At 34.0% G+C, this 20,066-nt stretch carries 15 protein-coding genes, 5 tRNA genes and 1 pseudogene; all 21 read right to left on the bottom strand.

Going from position 1 to position 20,066, the window contains the following annotated elements:
• Window positions 1-156 precede the first annotated feature (156 nt).
• A complete protein-coding gene (gene rpoC / locus ABD730_RS08275) occupies window positions 157-4,458 on the bottom strand; it encodes a DNA-directed RNA polymerase subunit beta' (RefSeq protein ID WP_334471262.1) in 4,302 nt (1,433 codons plus the stop codon).
• A 95-nt stretch (window positions 4,459-4,553) separates the two neighbouring features.
• Window positions 4,554-8,366, bottom strand: a complete 3,813-nt coding sequence (gene rpoB, locus ABD730_RS08270; RefSeq protein WP_215924741.1) for a DNA-directed RNA polymerase subunit beta — start codon at window positions 8,364-8,366, stop codon at window positions 4,554-4,556.
• Window positions 8,367-8,488: 122 nt separating this feature from the next.
• Window positions 8,489-8,863 carry a 50S ribosomal protein L7/L12 gene (gene rplL / locus ABD730_RS08265; RefSeq protein WP_215924740.1) on the bottom strand — a complete coding sequence of 125 codons (375 nt, stop codon included), beginning with the start codon at window positions 8,861-8,863 and terminating at the stop codon, window positions 8,489-8,491.
• Window positions 8,864-8,923: 60 nt separating this feature from the next.
• Window positions 8,924-9,445 carry a 50S ribosomal protein L10 gene (gene rplJ, locus ABD730_RS08260; protein ID WP_344713863.1) on the bottom strand — a complete coding sequence of 174 codons (522 nt, stop codon included), beginning with the start codon at window positions 9,443-9,445 and terminating at the stop codon, window positions 8,924-8,926.
• 19 nt (window positions 9,446-9,464) lie between these two features.
• Complete coding sequence (rplA, locus tag ABD730_RS08255) at window positions 9,465-10,154, bottom strand: 50S ribosomal protein L1 (protein ID WP_215924738.1); 690 nt, start codon at window positions 10,152-10,154, stop codon at window positions 9,465-9,467.
• Window positions 10,155-10,164: 10 nt separating this feature from the next.
• Window positions 10,165-10,605 (bottom strand): 50S ribosomal protein L11, encoded by a 441-nt coding sequence (gene rplK / locus ABD730_RS08250; RefSeq protein WP_008270923.1) that lies wholly within the window; start codon window positions 10,603-10,605, stop codon window positions 10,165-10,167.
• Between the two features lie 65 nt (window positions 10,606-10,670).
• Window positions 10,671-11,216, bottom strand: a complete 546-nt coding sequence (nusG, locus tag ABD730_RS08245; RefSeq protein ID WP_215924737.1) for a transcription termination/antitermination protein NusG — start codon at window positions 11,214-11,216, stop codon at window positions 10,671-10,673.
• Between the two features lie 21 nt (window positions 11,217-11,237).
• Window positions 11,238-11,432, bottom strand: coding sequence for a preprotein translocase subunit SecE (secE, locus tag ABD730_RS08240; RefSeq protein WP_215924736.1), 195 nt, complete (start codon window positions 11,430-11,432; stop codon window positions 11,238-11,240).
• Window positions 11,433-11,482: 50 nt separating this feature from the next.
• A tRNA-Trp gene (locus tag ABD730_RS08235) sits at window positions 11,483-11,555 on the bottom strand.
• Between the two features lie 62 nt (window positions 11,556-11,617).
• Window positions 11,618-12,805, bottom strand: coding sequence for an elongation factor Tu (tuf, locus tag ABD730_RS08230; protein WP_215924735.1), 1,188 nt, complete (start codon window positions 12,803-12,805; stop codon window positions 11,618-11,620).
• Between the two features lie 70 nt (window positions 12,806-12,875).
• Window positions 12,876-12,947: transfer RNA gene (locus tag ABD730_RS08225), tRNA-Thr, on the bottom strand.
• Between the two features lie 58 nt (window positions 12,948-13,005).
• A tRNA-Gly gene (locus ABD730_RS08220) sits at window positions 13,006-13,078 on the bottom strand.
• A gap of 170 nt (window positions 13,079-13,248) precedes the next feature.
• A tRNA-Tyr gene (locus ABD730_RS08215) sits at window positions 13,249-13,330 on the bottom strand.
• Window positions 13,331-13,397: 67 nt separating this feature from the next.
• Window positions 13,398-13,471 (bottom strand) — tRNA-Thr (locus ABD730_RS08210).
• A gap of 115 nt (window positions 13,472-13,586) precedes the next feature.
• Entirely contained in the window at window positions 13,587-13,889 is a 303-nt protein-coding gene (hpf, locus tag ABD730_RS08205; protein ID WP_215924734.1) for a ribosome hibernation-promoting factor, HPF/YfiA family, read from the bottom strand.
• 76 nt (window positions 13,890-13,965) lie between these two features.
• Window positions 13,966-14,856: a tyrosine-type recombinase/integrase gene (locus ABD730_RS08200; RefSeq protein WP_344713851.1), complete on the bottom strand. Its 891-nt coding sequence runs from the start codon at window positions 14,854-14,856 to the stop codon at window positions 13,966-13,968.
• Between the two features lie 116 nt (window positions 14,857-14,972).
• Window positions 14,973-16,139 (bottom strand): acyl-CoA dehydrogenase family protein, encoded by a 1,167-nt coding sequence (locus tag ABD730_RS08195; RefSeq protein ID WP_215924732.1) that lies wholly within the window; start codon window positions 16,137-16,139, stop codon window positions 14,973-14,975.
• A 13-nt stretch (window positions 16,140-16,152) separates the two neighbouring features.
• Window positions 16,153-17,040, bottom strand: a complete 888-nt coding sequence (locus ABD730_RS08190; RefSeq protein WP_344713849.1) for a ComEA family DNA-binding protein — start codon at window positions 17,038-17,040, stop codon at window positions 16,153-16,155.
• Between the two features lie 17 nt (window positions 17,041-17,057).
• Window positions 17,058-18,683, bottom strand: a pseudogene (locus tag ABD730_RS08185) (alanine/glycine:cation symporter family protein).
• Between the two features lie 110 nt (window positions 18,684-18,793).
• On the bottom strand, window positions 18,794-19,816 hold the full coding sequence (locus ABD730_RS08180; RefSeq protein WP_334471246.1) for a potassium channel family protein: 1,023 nt from the start codon (window positions 19,814-19,816) through the stop codon (window positions 18,794-18,796).
• 14 nt (window positions 19,817-19,830) lie between these two features.
• Window positions 19,831-20,058: a PspC domain-containing protein gene (locus ABD730_RS08175; RefSeq protein ID WP_215924728.1), complete on the bottom strand. Its 228-nt coding sequence runs from the start codon at window positions 20,056-20,058 to the stop codon at window positions 19,831-19,833.
• Window positions 20,059-20,066 lie beyond the last annotated feature (8 nt).

Below are 20,066 nucleotides of genomic sequence, written 5' to 3'. Positions count from 1 at the left end.
TTTTTAATTTAAAATATAAAAGCCTTCTCGTTAATAACTTGAAGGCTTTTACTCTATTATAATATACTTCTCAATTTAATGAGATCTCGAATCCAGTTCGGGATAAATGACTTACAGCTTTCACTTTGCTTTCGGCTTGTGAAAACTGCGTCTTATTTAATTAAAGTTCATTTCTTCTTTAGCCTTCATCATTTCATTAAATTCTGCTTTAGAACCAACAATAATGTTTTCGTATTCTCTAACACCTGTACCTGCTGGTATTCTGTGTCCTACAATTACATTTTCTTTAAGTCCTTCTAGTGAATCAACCTTACCATTTACAGCTGCCTCGTTAAGAACTTTAGTTGTTTCTTGGAACGATGCCGCAGATATAAACGACTTAGTTTGTAATGATGCTCTAGTAATACCTTGTAATATTGGAGTTGCTGTCGCAGGACTAGCGTCTCTTGCAGTTACAAGATTTTTATCTTCTCTACGTAAACTAGAGTTTTCATCTCTTAAATCTCTAACAGTTACTATTTGACCAGATTTTAAATTCTGAGAATCACCAGCATCTTCTACCACTTTCATTCCGAAAATTTTGTCATTTTCTTCAATGAAATCTGATTTATGAACTAATTGGTTTTCTAAGAAAATTGTATCACCAGAATCTATGATTCTAACTTTACGCATCATTTGTCTTACAACAACTTCGAAATGCTTATCATTAATTTTTACACCTTGTAAACGATATACTTCTTGTACTTCGTTAACTAAGTATTGTTGAACCGCAGATGGGCCTTTAATGTTAAGAATATCATTTGGTGTTATAGATCCATCAGATAAAGGCATACCAGCTTTTACATAATCATTTTCTTGAACAAGAATCTGATTAGATAGTTTCACTAAATATTTTTTAACCTCACCTAATTTAGATTCGATAATAATCTCACGGTTACCACGCTTAATCTTACCAAAAGAAACTACACCATCAATTGCACTTACTACAGCTGGATTAGAAGGGTTACGTGCTTCAAATAATTCTGTTACACGAGGAAGACCACCAGTAATATCACCTGCTTTTGCAGATTTACGAGGTATCTTAACTAAGATCTTTCCGATATCAATCTTGTCACCATCATCAATCATTATGTGTGCACCAACTGGTAAGTTGTAAGAACGGATTGTTTCACCTTTCTTATCTTCAATTAATAATGTTGGTATTAACTTCTTGTTTCTAGATTCTGAAATTACTTTCTCTTGGAAACCAGTTTGCTCATCAATTTCAACTTGATATGTTACACCTTGTTCAATGTTTTCATACTTGACCTGACCTGCGAATTCTGAAATAATTACACCGTTATATGGATCCCATTGACAAACAACATCATCTTTCTTCAATTTGTCTCCTGGCTTAACATATATAAATGAACCGTAAGGAATATTATTAGTACTTAAAACAATACCAGTTTTAGCATCCATTAATTTTAATTCTGATGTTCTAGAAATAACAACATCAACTTCATTTCCGTCGTTATCTTTAGATTTTACAGTTTTAAGATCTTCTATTTCTGCAATTCCATCAAACTTAACTGTTAATTTATTCTCTTCAGAAATGTTACTTGCAATACCACCTACGTGGAATGTACGTAATGTTAACTGTGTACCAGGCTCACCAATAGACTGAGCTGCAACTACACCAACTGCTTCACCACGTTGTACCATTTTACCTGTAGCCAAGTTACGACCGTAACATTTCACACAGATACCTTTTTTAGCTTCACATGATAATGGAGAACGTACTTCTATAGAATCAAGAGGTGAGTCTCCAATTTTCTTAGCAATGATATCATCAATATGACCACCAGCTTCTACTAGTAACTCTTCAGTTAATGGATTGTAAACATCATTAAGTGATGTTCTACCAACGATTCTACCTTCTAAGCTTTCAACGATTTCTTCGTTTTTCTTAAGTGCAGAAACTTCGATACCTCTTAATGTACCACAATCTTCTTCATATACAATTACATCTTGAGATACATCTACCAAACGACGTGTTAAGTAACCAGCATCGGCAGTTTTAAGAGCCGTATCTGCAAGTCCTTTACGTGCACCGTGAGTAGAGATAAAGTATTCTAAAATTGAAAGTCCCTCTTTAAAGTTAGAAAGAATTGGGTTTTCAATAATTTCACCACCAGCTGCTGTAGATTTTTTAGGCTTAGCCATTAATCCACGCATACCTGTTAACTGGCGAATTTGTTCTTTAGAACCCCTTGCTCCAGAATCAAGCATCATAAACACCGAGTTAAATCCTTGTTGGTCTTCACGAATACGTTTCATAGACAATTCTGTCAATTCTGCATTTGTAGATGTCCAAATATCAATAACCTGATTATAACGTTCGTTGTTGGTAATAAGTCCCATATTATAGTTACCCATAATACCATCAACTTGTTTGTTTGCAGAATCAATCATTCCTTGTTTCTCTGCAGGAATAATAATATCACCTAAACTAAATGATAATCCACCTTGGAATGCAAATTTGTATCCTAGTGTTTTAATTTCATCAAGGAAATCTGCAGTTTCAGGTACACTAGTCTTTTTAAGAATACCATGAATGATTTCTCTTAAAGACTTTTTAGTTAATACCTCATTAATATATCCTGCTGCTGCTGGTACTTTTTCGTTGAAAAGTACACGACCAACAGTTGTTTCTATAATCTGCTTAGTTAATTCACCTTCTTCATTAAAGTCGTAAGTTCTTACTTTAATACCAGCGTTTAGATCAACTTTCTTCTCATTATAAGCAATAGTTACTTCTTCTGGAGAATAGAATGTTAAACCTTCACCTTTTACAGTATAGTTTTCATCTGATTTACGCAACTTAGTCATATAATATAAACCAAGTACCATATCCTGAGAAGGTACAGTAACTGGAGATCCATTAGCTGGATTTAATATATTATGTGAAGCCAACATTAAAAGTTGACATTCTAAAATAGCTTCTGGTCCTAATGGTAAATGCACAGCCATCTGGTCACCATCGAAATCGGCGTTAAAAGCCGTACATACTAATGGGTGTAACTGAATTGCTTTACCTTCAATAAGTTTAGGTTGGAAAGCTTGTATACCAAGTCTGTGTAAGGTAGGAGCACGGTTTAAAAGTACTGGATGTCCTTTTAAAACATTCTCTAAAATATCCCAAACTACAGGTTCTTTTCTATCTATAATTTTCTTTGCAGATTTTACAGTTTTTACAATTCCTCTTTCAATCAGTTTTCTGATAATAAAAGGCTTATAAAGTTCTGCTGCCATTCCTTTAGGCAATCCACATTCAAATAATTTTAATTCTGGTCCAACAACAATTACAGAACGTGCAGAATAATCAACACGCTTACCAAGTAAGTTTTGACGGAAACGTCCTTGCTTACCTTTAAGTGAATCTGATAATGATTTTAATGGTCTGTTAGAATCTGTTTTTACTGCAGATGATTTACGTGTGTTATCAAATAATGAATCTACTGATTCTTGTAACATACGTTTTTCATTACGTAAAATCACTTCTGGTGCTTTTATCTCAACTAATCTTTTAAGACGGTTGTTACGGATAATTACACGACGGTATAAATCATTTAAATCTGACGTTGCAAAACGACCACCATCTAAAGGCACTAAAGGTCTTAATTCTGGTGGAATTACAGGAACAGCCTTCATAATCATCCACTCAGGTCTGTTTTCTCTGTTTAAGTTTGAATCTCTAAACGCTTCAACAACTTGTAAACGTTTTAAAGCTTCTGTTTTACGTTGTTTAGATGTTTCATTATTAGCTTTATGTCTTAAATCGTAAGACAATTGATCTAAATCTATTCTAGCTAATAAATCAATAAGACACTCAGCACCCATCTTAGCGATGAATTTGTTAGGATCTGTATCATCTAAATATTGGTTTTCTTGAGGAATAGATTCTAAAATATTTAGATATTCTTCTTCTGTTAAGAAATCCATTTTTTGAATTGGCTCACCTTCAGCATTCATAGCAATACCTGGTTGAATAACCACGTAACGCTCATAATAGATTATCATATCTAATTTCTTAGATGGTAATCCAAGAAGGTAACCTATTTTATTTGGTAACGAACGGAAATACCAGATATGCGCTACAGGAACCACTAAATTAATGTGACCTACGCGATCTCTACGTACTTTCTTTTCTGTTACTTCTACACCACAACGGTCACAAACGATGCCCTTGTAACGTATTCTTTTATATTTACCACAAGCACATTCAAAATCCTTTACAGGACCAAAAATACGCTCACAGAACAAACCATCACGTTCCGGTTTGTGTGTTCGATAATTAATAGTTTCTGGCTTTAATACCTCTCCTCGAGATGCTGCTAAAACAGACTCAGGTGATGCTAAACCTATAGAAATTTTATTAAATTTCTGTACTGTATTCTTATCTTGTCTTCTTGCCATGTTATTATAGTCTTCAGTTTGCAGTTTGCAGTCTTCAGTCTTATTAGTTGTACAGTTAAATACTGTTACTGATGACTGCCCACTGCCGACTTAATTTATTCTTCTAATCTAATATCCAATCCTAAACCTTTCAATTCGTGCATAAGTACGTTGAACGATTCTGGAAGTCCTGGTTCTGGCATTGGCTCTCCCTTAACGATAGCTTCGTAAGTTTTAGCTCTACCAATAACATCATCTGATTTTACAGTTAAGATCTCACGTAGTGTGCTTGATGCTCCATAAGCCTCAAGTGCCCATACTTCCATCTCACCAAAACGTTGACCACCAAATTGTGCTTTACCACCTAATGGTTGTTGTGTAATTAATGAGTATGGTCCAATAGAACGTGCGTGCATTTTATCATCAATCATGTGACCAAGCTTAATCATATAAATCACACCAACTGTTGCTGGTTGATCAAAACGATCTCCTGTTCCACCATCATATAGATATGTATGACCAAATCTTGGAATTCCTGCTTCGTCAGTATACTCGTTGATTTGTTCTAAAGTTGCACCATCAAAAATTGGTGTTGCATACTTTTTACCTAAATCTTTACCAGCCCAACCTAAAACAGTTTCATAGATTTGACCAATATTCATACGAGAAGGTACACCAAGTGGATTTAATACAATATCAACTGGAGTTCCATCTTCTAAGAAAGGCATATCTTCTTGACGAACGATACGAGCAACAATACCTTTGTTACCGTGACGACCCGCCATTTTATCACCAACTTTTAGTTTACGTTTCTTAGCGATATAAACCTTAGCCAACTTGATAATTCCTGCTGGTAATTCATCACCTACAGAAACGGTAAACTTCTCACGTCTTAATGCTCCTTGAAGATCATTTTCCTTAATTTTATAATTATGGATTAAATCTGCAACAAGTTCATTTGTATGGTCATCAGTAGTCCATTTTCCTGAAGTTAAATGTGTATAATCGTCAACAGCATTTAACATCTTTAAGGTATATTTTTTACCTTTAGGAATAATTTCTTCTCCTAAATCGTTATAAATACCTTGAGCTGTTTTACCATTTACAATGTTGAATAGTTTTTCAACTAAAACATTTTTAAGTTCATCGAATCTATTATCATAAGCATCTTCTAATTTTTCGATATCCTCTTTATCTTGTGCTCTCTTACGCTTATCTTTTACAGCTCTTGCAAATAATTTTTTATTAATTACAACACCGTTCAATGATGGAGATGCTTTTAAAGACGCATCTTTTACATCACCAGCTTTGTCACCAAAAATAGCACGTAAAAGTTTTTCTTCTGGTGTAGGATCAGACTCTCCTTTTGGAGTAATCTTACCAATTAAAATATCACCTGGTTTGATTTCTGCACCGATGCGAATCATACCATTTTCATCTAAATCTTTAGTTGCCTCTTCAGAAACGTTAGGAATATCATTAGTTAACTCTTCGTTACCTAATTTAGTATCTCTAACTTCTAATGAGTACTCATCAATATGAATAGATGTAAAGACATCTTCTCTAACTACTTTTTCAGAAATTACAATCGCATCCTCAAAGTTATACCCTTTCCAAGGCATAAAGGCTACTTTCATATTTCTACCAAGTGCTAATTCTCCATTTTCAGTGGCATAACCTTCACAAAGTACTTGTCCTTTAGCAACTTTATCACCTTTCTCTACGATTGGTTTTAAGTTGATAGACGTTCCTTGGTTTGTTTTTCTAAATTTAACTAAAGGATATGTTTTGGTATCACTATCAAAGCTAACCATTGCTTCCTCTTCAGTACGTTCGTACTTAATTGTAATTTTTTCAGCATCTACATACTCAACAGTACCAGCTCCTTCTGCATTAATCAATACTCTAGAATCTGATGCTACCTGACGCTCTAAACCAGTTCCTACAATTGGTGCTTCAGGACGTAATAATGGTACAGCCTGACGCATCATGTTAGATCCCATTAATGCACGGTTGGCATCATCATGTTCTAAGAATGGAATTAATGATGCAGAGATAGATGTAATTTGATTAGGTGCAACATCTGTATAATGAAGCTCCTTAGGATCGATTACTGGGAAGTCACCTTCCATTCTAGCAATTACCTTATCATCTAAAATCTTACCATCGTCATCAACTTTTACAGTTGCTTGAGCGATAAGTTTTGCTTCTTCTTCTTCAGCACTTAAATACGTAGGCTGATTTTTAATATCAACAACACCATCTGTTACTTTTCTGTATGGTGTTTCTAAAAATCCTAATGGATTTACTTTAGAGAATACAGATAAAGATGATATTAAACCAATGTTTGGTCCTTCAGGTGTTTCAATAGGACATAAACGTCCGTAGTGTGTATAGTGAACATCACGTACTTCAAAACCTGCTCTTTCTCTTGATAAACCACCTGGTCCTAATGCTGAAAGACGACGCTTATGCGTAATCTCTGCTAGAGGATTTGTTTGGTCCATAAATTGAGACAGCTGATTTGTTCCAAAGAATGAATTAATAACAGACGATAAAGTCTTCGCATTAATTAAATCTATTGGAGTAAATACTTCGTTATCACGAACGTTCATACGTTCACGGATAGTACGTGCCATACGTGCTAAACCAACACCAAACTGAGAAGATAACTGCTCACCTACTGTACGTACACGACGGTTAGATAAGTGATCAATATCATCAATCTCTGCTTTAGAATTGATAAGCTCAATTAAGTACTTTATGATTGTTATGATATCTTCTTTAGTAAGCACTTGCTTATCCATTCCGATATCTAACTGTAATTTCTTGTTCATTCTATAACGACCTACTTCACCTAAAGAGTAACGTTGATCAGAGAAGAATAACTTGTCAATAATACCACGCGCAGTTTCTTCATCTGGCGGCTCAGCATTACGTAATTGACGGTAGATATGTTCAACAGCTTCTTTTTCAGAGTTTGTTGGATCTTTCTGTAATGTATTATGAATGATTGCGTAATCTCCTTGTTGCGCACTTTCTTTGTGTAAAAGAATAGTTTTAACTTCAGCTTCAAGAATTTCTTCAATATTATCTTTGTCTATGATTGTGTCACGATCTAATACTATTTCGTTACGCTCAATAGATACAACTTCACCTGTATCTTCATCAACGAAATCTTCATGCCATGTATTCAATACACGTGCAGCTAATTTACGACCGATAACTTTCTTTAATCCAGATTTTGAAACCTTAACTTCTTCTGCAAGGTCAAAAATCTCTAAAATATCTTTATCACGCTCAAAACCGATAGCACGGAAAAGCGTTGTAACTGGTAATTTTTTCTTTCTATCAATGTAAGCATACATTACTTGATTGATATCAGTTGCAAATTCTATCCAAGAACCTTTAAAAGGAATTACTCTTGCAGAATATAATTTAGTTCCATTAGCATGAAACGACTGGCTAAAAAATACACCAGGTGATCTGTGCAATTGAGAAACTACTACACGTTCTGCACCATTGATACAAAATGTACCACTTGGTGTCATATAAGGAATAGTACCTAAATATACATCCTGAACGATTGTTTCGAAATCCTCATGTTCTGGATCTGTACAATACAACTTCAATCTTGCTTTTAAAGGCACACTGTAAGTTAATCCTCTTTCGATACATTCTTCGATAGAATATCTTGGTGGATCTATAAAGTAATCTAAAAATTCTAGTACGAATTGATTACGCGTATCTGTTATTGGGAAGTTCTCCATGAAGGTGTTGTACAAACCTTCAGTACCTCTTTCTTCTGACTTTGTTTCTAATTGGAAAAAATCCTGGAAGGATTTAATTTGGATATCCAAAAAGTCTGGGTAATCTGTCCTATTTACAATAGAAGAGAAATTAATTCTTTCAGCCTTTTTTGCTAACATTGATGAACGAGATTTTTATTAAATAAAAACTAAAAAATGCATATAACGTTTATATACACAAAATGGTTTAGGTCATAGAGTACGACTCTAGACCTAAACCTTGTATTGTAGATAAGATAAGCTTACTTAAGCTCAACTTCAGCTCCAGCTTCTTCTAAAGAAGATTTTAAGCCTTCAGCTTCGTCTTTAGAAACACCTTCTTTGATTGCACTTGGTGCATCATCAACTAATCCTTTTGCTTCTTTTAAACCTAAACCAGTTAATTCTTTAACTAACTTTACTACAGCTAATTTAGAACCACCAGCAGCTTTTAAGATAACATCAAACTCAGTTTGCTCTTCAGCAGCGTCTCCACCACCTGCAGCAGGACCAGCCATAGCTACAGCAGCAGCAGCAGGCTCAATACCGTACTCATCTTTTAATATAGTTGCTAATTCGTTAACTTCTTTTACTGTTAAGTTAACTAATTGTTCTGCGAAATCTTTTAATTCTGCCATTTTTCTAATTTTTAATAATGTGTGTTATAATTTAATTTTCTATTGTGTATTTCAATACTATTATCCTTCTCTTTCGGATAATGTTTTAACGATACCTGCGATGGTTCCACCACTAGATTTAAGCGCAGATATAACGTTCTTAGCAGGTGACTGTAATAATCCTACAATCTCGCCAATTAGCTCTTCTCTTGACTTAATATCAACTAAAGTATCTAATAAATCATCGCCAATGTAAATAGACTCCTCAATAAAAGCACCTTTTAATAAAGGCTTCTCTGATTTTTTACGGAATTCTTTAATTACTTTAGCTGGAGCATTTCCTGTTTCAGAATACATTACTGATGTATTTCCTTTTAAAGTTGTAGGTAAATCACCGAATTCTTTATCCGATGCTTCCATTGCTTTCTCTAAAAGCGTATTCTTTACAACAGCTAACTTAATGTTAGACTTGAAACATGCTCTTCTTAAATTTGAAGTTGTTGCTGCATCTAATCCAGAAATATCAGTTAAATAGATATTTGTATTATCTGCCAATTGAGCAGTCAACTCTTCAATTACTTGGGATTTTTCTTCTCTTGTCATAATATTCTAAGTTTAACTACTATCCTATTTTTGTATCAACTGCTATACTTGGGCTCATAGTACTAGACATATAAATGCTCTTTACATAAGTTCCTTTTGAAGCGGTTGGTTTTAATTTCATAATTGTAGATAACAATTCTTGAGCATTCCCAATAATTTTATCAGTACTAAACGATGCTTTACCTATTGGTGCATGTACAATACCTGTTTTATCTACTTTAAAATCTATCTTACCAGCTTTTACTTCTGCAACTGCTTTAGCGACATCCATAGTTACTGTTCCTGTTTTAGGGTTTGGCATAAGACCTCTTGGTCCTAATACTCTACCTAATGGTCCTAACTTACCCATAATGCTTGGCATAGTAACGATAACGTCAACATCTGTCCAACCATCTTTAATTTTCTGTAAGTATTCATCTAACCCAACATAATCAGCACCTGCTTCTTTAGCTTCTGCTTCTTTATCTGGAGTTACAAGCGCAAGAACCTTCATATCTTTACCTGTACCATGTGGTAATGAAACTACACCACGTACCATTTGATTGGCTTTACGTGGATCTACACCTAATCTGATTGCTAAATCGATAGAAGCATCAAACTTTGTATATGTAATTTCTTTTAGTAAAGCTGAAGCTTCTTCTAAAGAGTAAATTTTGTTATTATCAACCTTTGCTCTTGCTTCTTTTTGCTTCTTTGTTAATCTTGCCATTTCTAAAAATTTAGTTTGGAGCTTCTCCTCCTTTAACAGTGATACCCATAGATCTTGCTGTACCGGCAACCATTTTCATAGCTGATCCGATTTCAAAAGCATTTAAATCTACCATTTTGTCTTCTGCAATTGCTTTAACTTGATCCCAAGTTACTTTTGCTACTTTACGTCGGTTTGGTTCTCCTGATCCTTTCTTTACTTTGGCCGCTTCTAATAATTGTACTGCTGCTGGTGGAGTCTTGATTACAAATTCAAATGATTTGTCTTTGTAAACAGAGATTACCACAGGTAAAACTTTACCTGGCTTATCTTGAGTTCTCGCATTAAACTGCTTACAGAACTCCATGATATTAACTCCAGCGGCACCTAAAGCGGGTCCTACCGGTGGCGATGGATTCGCAGCACCTCCCCGAACTTGTAGCTTAACTACTTTGTCTATTTCTTTTGCCATTTCTTAATGTTTATTACACCGCTCTATATTGGAAGCATAGATTAGTGCTCTTTATGTAACAATTATTAAACTTTTTCAACTTGCATATAGCTTAACTCTAACGGTGTTTTTCTTCCAAAAATTTTCACCATTACTTCAAGCTTACGTTTTTCTTCATTAATTTTTTCAATAGTTCCATCAAAACCATTGAATGGACCGTCAATAACCTTGACAGTTTCTCCTTTTGTAAATGGAATTGCAACATTAGCATCTGCTTCAACAGACAATTCATCTACTTTACCTAACATTCTGTTTACTTCAGATTGTCTTAATGGCACAGGATCACCACCTTTTGTTTCACCTAGGAAACCTATAACATTTGTAATGGATTTAATTATATGAGGAATCTCACCACTTAAATTAGCTTGAACCATTATATAGCCAGGAAAATAAACTTTTTCTTTGTTTATTTTTTTTCCATTACGGATTTGAATAACTTTTTCTGTTGGTACTAAAACCTGATCAACAAAATCCTCTAAACCTAATCTTGAAATTTCATTCTCGATATAGGCTTTGATTTTATTTTCTTGACCACTTACTGCTCTAACAACATACCATTTTTTTTCAGACATCTTCTTCTTGTATATTTGTTGTTAGTGAATCAAATCAAAGTAAGCTTTTACTGCCTTACTAAAAACAGTATCAACTCCCCAAATAGCTAGTGAAAAAATAATTGAAAACACAGCTACAATAACCGTTAATCTTTGAGCTTCTGGCCATGGAGTCCACGACACATTATTCTTTAACTCCTCAAACGATTCTTTTATATATGTTATTAATCCTGCCATTTGATAATTTACTTTATTAAAGGATTATAAATAATCCATTTTACATTTTGCACGGGTTGAGAGACTCGAACTCACGACACCTGGTTTTGGAGACCAGTGCTCTACCAACTGAGCTAAACCCGTAAACAATAATCAAGGCATCCCGAAATATCGAGACACCTTAATTAATTATTTAACTATATTATTTAGTCTAATATCTCAGTAACCTGACCAGCACCAACTGTTCTACCACCTTCACGGATAGCGAAACGTAAACCTACGTTCATTGCAATTGTGTTAATCAACTCAACAGTAATTGTTAAGTTATCACCTGGCATTACCATTTCAACTCCATCAGGAAGCGCAATGTTTCCAGTTACGTCAGTTGTACGTACGTAGAACTGTGGACGGTAGTTATTATGGAATGGAGTGTGACGTCCACCTTCTTCTTTCTTAAGGATATAAACCTCAGCTTTAAATTTAGAGTGTGGTGTTACAGAACCTGGCTTAACGATTACCATACCTCTAGAAATTTGAGACTTCTCAATACCTCTTAATAAGATACCAGCGTTATCACCAGCTTCACCTCTATCTAAGATTTGACGGAACATTTCAATACCAGTAATAGTAGATGTTAATTTCTCAGCACCCATACCGATAATCTCAACTGGATCACCTGTGTTAGCTACACCTGTTTCAATACGACCAGTTGCAACAGTACCACGACCAGTAATAGAGAATACATCCTCGATAGGCATCAAGAAAGGCTTATCCATATCTCTTTCTGGCTCTTCGATCCAAGCATCAACTTGATTCATTAATTCCATTACAGTATCAACCCACTTTTGCTCACCGTTAAGTGCACCTAAAGCAGAACCTGCTACTACAGGACCATTATCACCATCATATTCGTAGAATGATAATAAATCTCTGATTTCCATTTCAACTAATTCTAATAACTCTTCATCATCAACCATATCCACTTTATTCATGAATACAACGATACGAGGAATTCCTACCTGGCGACCAAGTAAGATGTGCTCACGTGTTTGTGGCATAGGACCATCTGTTGCAGCAACAACTAAAATAGCACCATCCATCTGTGCAGCACCAGTAACCATGTTCTTTACGTAATCCGCGTGACCTGGACAGTCAACGTGAGCGTAGTGACGATTAGCAGTTGCATATTCTACGTGAGAAGTATTAATTGTTATACCTCTTTCTTTTTCTTCTGGTGCATTATCAATTTGATCAAATGATCTTGCTTCAGATAAACCTGCATCAGCTAATACTTTAGTAATAGCAGCAGTTAAAGTTGTTTTACCGTGATCTACGTGCCCAATAGTACCAATGTTTAAGTGTGGTTTTGAACGATCGAAAGTTGCCTTTGCCATGTTTAATTTATTTTATTCTTGTTTAATATTAGTGTTCAATTGTTATTTATATTCTGGACCCAGAAAAAAGAGCCAATGACGAGATTTGAACTCGTGACCTCTTCCTTACCAAGGAAACGCTCTACCCCTGAGCTACACCGGCGTAAAGTGCTTAAATTCTCACCTCAGAGTATGAGACACTGCCTTCGCAGGAATTTTAGAGCGAGAGACCGGGTTCGAACCGGCGACATTCAGCTTGGAAGGCTGACGCTCTACCAACTGAGCTACTCTCGCATTTTTAATTAGTTTTACCCAATTAATGGTTTTCAATATTTCAAATTTTCATATTTAATTTTGAACTATCTCACTTCGCTAGATAATTCCGGATTGATGACCCAATCCATATAATTTTTAATTACAGCCTGCAAAAATAAACATTTTTACAACTTTTCAAAAATTATTTGTGGGGAGAGCAGGATTCGAACCTGCGAAGGTAAAACCAACAGATTTACAGTCTGTCCTCGTTGGCCGCTTGAGTATCTCCCCAAAATTAAATTCAATATTTCAATTAATTAAAAGCTTTCTTTTTCTAACAAAAACCAAACTTTTAAAGAGCCGATGGAGGGACTCGAACCCACGACCTGCTGATTACAAATCAGCTGCTCTAGCCAGCTGAGCTACATCGGCTTTTTCTTACTTTTTTACTATCAAAATCTGACCGAAAAAAAGTCCGCTATTTCTAACGGACTGCAAATGTAAGATAATATTTATTTAATCAAAACATTTTTTAAAAAAATTTTATCTAACTGTGTGCTCTTAATTTTTCCTTTCGTTTTTTAATTTGTCTTCCTAATGACGCAATCGCAGCATCGGCGCCCTCTTCAAACGATTTGCATTGTTTTTTTACCACAAAACTATCTCCTGGCACACTTAATTTTACTTCAAATATTTTATTTTCTTTATCACTTGTATTCTCAACTTTTAAATAAACATCGGATTGAATTATTTTATCATAGAACATATCTAATTTATCCATACGTTTCTGAATAAAATCTATTAGCTTACTATCTGCTGTAAAGTTTACGGATTGGGTGTTTACTTTCATGTTTTTTAATTTAAGTTAAACTTGCGTGTTAAAATATTTTCGTTTAACACTGATTTATAAATATTTAAGCCTAAGCTTAACGTTGGTTTCTTGGATGTGCCTTTGCATATACTTTTTTTAATTCTGCCATACTACTATGTGTATAAACTTGAGTTGCTGCTAAACTTGTATGTCCTAAAAGTTCTTTTACTGCATTTAAATCGGCACCTTGATTTAATAAGTGTGTAGCAAATGAATGTCTTAATACATGTGGACTACATTTTGCTTTTGAAGATGCTTCACTAAAATACTTATTAATTATTCTGTAAACAAGCTTTTCATAAATTTTAAGACCTTTTTTTGTTAGAAAAAGCATCTCTTTATCTTCAACTATAGGCAAATCAGCCCTGTATCTTAAGTAGCGGTCTATAGACTTAACCAATCTATTTATTAATGGTATATAACGCTCTTTGTTACGCTTACCCAAAACTTTTATTTGATTATTTCCTTTATCGATATCTTTTAACTTAACATTTACGAGCTCAATACGTCTAATCCCTGTAGCATAAAACAATTCTATAATTAAATGGTCTCGGGCACTTTCAAAATCATTTACTTCAATAGCGTTTTCGAGAACTAATTTTAGTTCTTGTTCTGAAAAGGGAAGTTGCACCTTCTTCCCCACTTTTAAAGCTTTATGCTGTTTTAAAGGGTTTATATTAATATCTTCTGTTTTTAGTAGAAATTTATAATATGTATTAAGTGAGGATACTTTTCTATTTATTGTTCTGTTAGAAATATCTCGATCTACTAAACTTACGATCCATTGCCTTATTTCAGAATAACCGGCCAAAGTTAGATCTGTTGAATTATGGTGTTGCTTTAAAAAGTCTTGAAAATTTTCAATATCTCTTGAATAAGCCAACACTGTATGCTTAGAATATTTTTTCTCTAATAGTAAGTACTCAGAAAAAGATTTAAGGCTCATTCATTTTTTTTGATTAGCATTAAATATAACTAATAGTTATAATTAAATAGAGAATATTGAAACAAAAAAAATCCTACACTAATGTAGGATTCAATTTATATATTTTGATTCAACTATTAAGTCGCTGGTTTATAATCCTTATTATCAATTACCATCTTCGCAATAATTTCTTTAAGTATCTCTGAAGTTCCTCCTCCAATTGGCCCTAAACGACTATCTCTAGACATACGTGCCAATGGATATTCTTCCATGTAACCATAACCTCCTAAAAATTGAAGGCATTGGTAAATAACATCGTCTGCCATTTTTGTAGACTGTAATTTAGACATTGTAGCTTCTTTAACTACATAATCTCCCATATCTAATCGTTTAGCGACGTAATAATTAAATTGCTTACAAATTTCCATTTGTGTTTCGCAATCTGCATACGTATGCCTTAAAGCCTGAAATTTATCTATAGTTCTACCGAAAGCTGTTCTTTCTGACATATATTGCTTTGCGTATTCTAAAGCGTATTCTGCTCTTGCATGTGAGTTAACTCCCATGATTAATCTTTCTAAAGAAAAATGTTGCATTATATATGGAAATCCTTGTCCTTCTTCTCCCATTAAATTTGAAGCCGGAATTACGACATTATCAAAAGCAATCTCACCTGTATCAGAAGCTCTCCAACCTAACTTATCTAACTTGGTTGCCGAAATACCTGGTGTATCTCTATCCATTACAAAAATACTAATGCCTTTATTGCCTAATTCTGGATTAGTTTTAGCAGCAACTACTAAATAGTCACTATACACACCATTAGTTATAAAGGTTTTAGATCCATTAATTACATAAGTATCTCCTTTTTTAACCGCAGTTGTGCGCATACCTGCAACATCACTTCCGCCAAAAGGCTCAGTAATACAAAGACATCCTATAGCATCACCTAATGCACTTGGTTTTAAATATTTTTCTTTTTGCTCGTGATTTCCTTCTTTATTAAGATGCGTCATCGCTAAATAAGCATGTGCCCACATTGCTGCAGCAAAACCACCAGAGTTAATACGTTGCATTTCTTCAAGAAAAATTACGGTATAAAATAAATCTAAATCTAACCCTCCATAATTTTCGGGTGTTGCAAGACCAAAATACCCCATATCTCCAAATTTCTTCCAGATGAAACGTTCTATACGACCTGTTTCTTCCCATTTATCAATATGTGGCACAACTTCCTTTTTTAAGAATTCTCTAAGGCTTTCCCTAAATAAATTGTGCTCTTCAGTAAAATATAAATTAGACATGTATTGTTGTTTATTAGAGATACAAATATAGCTTAATTATCTCGATTTTTTTAATAGGAAAATCTTCAACCTTTAACAAATCATCTAAAGATTTAAAACCCTCCCTCAGTGTTCGTTCTTCAATAATATTGTTAGCGACTTCATAACCTATATATTGGATGGTAACCAACTCATCTCTAGTGGCAGTATTTAAATTAAACTTCTTAATCGCCCTTGGTGTTTTTACGGTAAAATCGTTTTGGATACGCTCAATAACTTCTGGCGACAGGCCATAAACCTCACTTAACTGGATATCTGAAACAAATCCTCCTTTAAATTTATTTCGGCATGTGATAATACGCTCTGCTAGCTTATCGCCTACTCCATAGATTTTTTTTAATTGGCTTGCTGTTGCTATATTCAAATCTATTTTCTGAGCATAGGTTTTAGGCTTATTAGAATTTGAATAGGTATTATTATAATACGAAGGCTTGGGTTTAGGATTAGTTACCCAGCTTGGAAACTTAAAATAAGGCGAAATAACGGCTAAAAAGGAATCTGACACCTTTGTTACATTCTGAAAATCTTTAGCAGAATTTATCCATTGATTGCTTTCTCTAAATTTATGAAGTCTATCGATTTCTTCATTGCTCATTCCTAAAGTATAGCCTTTATAATCTGTAATATAATTGGGATTGAAAGGATATATTTTTGGTTTACTATTCTCTATTTCAACCAAACGGAGCGCATCTAATTCTTTTTTAAAAGCGTCTAATTGTTGCTGGTTTTTGGCAACATCCTTATTTGAATTTGCAAAACTATTTGGCGCAAACCAATATATACATTGACCAATGATTATAATTATCAACAACAAAAAAATCCCATTCCGTTGTTGATTAGAAAACTGGAAATGGGATTTCATATGAGATTAGTGTTTATTTATAATATTTCATTTAGATCATCTGCTCCTTCTTCAATAGCTTCTTCTTTAACATTAATTGCTTTATAGTATTTCTTTAATTCCATTTTAATAATTGGAGATAGAATTACAACACCAATAATGTTTGGTACTACCATTGCAAAAATCATAGCATCTGAGAAGTTAATAACAGCACCTAAACTAATAGAAGCTCCTACTACAACAAAGAATAAAAACAACACTTTATAAGCTAAATCTGATACTTTACCTTTTCCGAATAAAAATACCCAACCTTGCATACCGTAGTACGACCAAGAAATCATAGTTGAAAATGCAAATAAAATTACTGCAATTGTCAATATAATTGAGAAATGTGGAATTACAGAATCAAAAGCTGTTGCTGTAATTTCTACACCTTCTTTTATCTCAACACCATATTCCATAAAACCACCATCAAAATTAGTAATTACAATTACTAACGCAGTCATTGTACAAATTACAACGGTATCTACAAAAGGTTCTAAAAGGGCAACAATTCCTTCAGATGCTGGATATTTTGTACGAACAGCTGAATGTGCAATTGCAGCAGACCCAACACCTGCTTCGTTAGAGAAAGCTCCTCTTCTAATACCTTGAATCATCACACCAACAAGTCCACCTGCTATTCCCAATCCTGAGAATGCACCTTCATATATCAATGCAAAAGCATCGTCGATTAAGCTAAAATTCGCTCCTAATATAATTAAGGAAGCCAAGACATATATACCAGCCATAAATGGTACTACTTTTTCAGTAACCTTAGCGATACGCTTAATTCCTCCAATAATAACAACAGCTACAAGTATAGCCATAACAATTCCAAAATACATACCTGCATTAGACGCTGGATCTAGATCAAATACTTTAACAAATTGTGCAGCAGCTTGATTGGCTTAGAACATATTTCCACCTCCAAAAGATCCACCTATTACAAATATGGCAAATAGTACAGCTAGCACTTTTCCAAAACCACCCATACCTTTAGATTTTAATCCTTTGGTTAAGTAATACATTGGACCACCATAAACGGTACCATCTTCACCAACATCTCTATATTTTACACCAAGTGTACATTCTGCAAATTTTGAAGCCATACCTAACAGACCCGCAACAATCATCCAAAATGTTGCTCCAGGACCACCAATAGACAAGGCTACAGCTACACCAGCAATATTCCCTAAACCTACAGTAGCAGATAATGCCGCTGTTAAAGCCTGAAAGTGCGACACTTCACCGTCTGCACCATCATCTCTCATGGTTTCAATTATATTTTCACCTTCATTGGCTGTATTATCTCCATATAAGGTATCTGCACCATGTTTTTCAATATCTTCATACTGCCCTCTAACAACTCTAATAGCCATTCTAAAACCTGTGATATTGATAAATTTAAAATAAATAGTAAAAAACAATGCTCCACCAATTAGCACGATAAGTACCCAAGGAATTTTATAAGTTTCTGAAAATGAAATTTCGTAAAAAATAGCATCAACAAACCAGCCTGTGTAATCCTTAAAAATAGCATCAATTTTTTCGGAAGTTGATTCTTGTGCGAAAGTCAAAAACGGTAATAAAATTGTAAAAATTGATAGAAGATATTTCTTCATGAGTTATAGTTATTAGTTAGTTTAATGGTTAGTTATTGCATTTTAAAGATGACAAGATGCAAAAAAAAAATGAGCTTGTAAAGTATAGACTCATAAAATGAATGTATTGATCATTCAATATTGTACTGAGAATTCAATTTTATAATCTGTTCTGGTCGTCCTAAAACAATGATTTTTGAGCCGGCAATTAATTTAGTTTCTGCTTCAGGATTAACAATATAGTCGCCTTTATCATCTTTAAATCCAATGACAGTACAACCTGTTTTACGACGTAAATCTAAATCTCTAATTGTTTTTACTTCATTAATATTATAAAGTTGTTCTACTTTAATTTCTTCAATATTAATATTACGCTCGCCAACAACACCTAAATTATCAATAAACTCAATTAAATCAGGAATCACAACTAAAGACGCCATATGGTCACCACCAATTCTATCTGGCAAAATGACATTATTGGCACCAGCTAACTTTAATTTATTATAAGATGTTTCCTCTGAAGCTCTACTAATTATGGTGAGTTTTGAATTAATTTGTCGTGCAGAAAGTACCACAAACAAATTATCGGCATCACTTGGTAGGGCACTAATTAGAGTACTTGCTTTTTCGATACCAGCTTCAAAAAGCACTTCATCTTCATTAGCATTTCCAAATACGAAAGGAATATTATTTTCTTGAAACTTTTCAATAATCTCTTTGTCTCTTTCAATAATTACAAAAGGTTTATCATAAGCTAATAGTTTTTTAGCAGCTTGTTTTCCATTTCGTCCATAACCACAAATAATAATATGGTTAGACATCGCATCAATTTTCTTTTGCATTTTACGTTGTTTTATGTCTTCAAAATTATTTCTACTGAGAATATAATCCGTGATGATTGAAATTGCATAACCAACAATGACTACACTAGTTAAAATTAAAAAAATAGTAAAGATCTTAGATTGTGGATCAAGAGGGATGACTTCTGCAAAACCAACAGTGGTTACAGTTATTACAGTCATATAAATGGCATCAAGCCATTGATAACCGGAGATAAATCTATACCCTAAAACTCCAATACACAATAAAAATACCAGCATCATTACAGCTGTGTAAATTTTAGATCTATAAAGTCTTAAAAGCGGATTATCCATTTAATATTATGTAATTATAAATCGAAGACTGAAGAACGTTTGGTATAAACGATATCTTTAATTCGCATCCAAAAGGCTAAGAATAAATATAATGCAAAACCAAAACCAACGGTTACGAAAGTGAGATACATAAAAGACGTTCTCACAATTTTAGCTCTAATTCCCAAACGGTCTGCAATACGTTGGCAAACGTAATAACCTCGCTTTTGAAAGTATAATAATAGATTATAGAACCATTTCATACTGCAAG

The organism is Winogradskyella damuponensis (genome assembly GCF_039538385.1).
In the GTDB taxonomy this organism is placed as follows: Bacteria; Bacteroidota; Bacteroidia; order Flavobacteriales; family Flavobacteriaceae; genus Winogradskyella; species Winogradskyella damuponensis.
The sequence above is the reverse complement of the archived record's forward strand: the minus strand, read 5'-3'. Positions and strand labels throughout refer to the sequence as shown.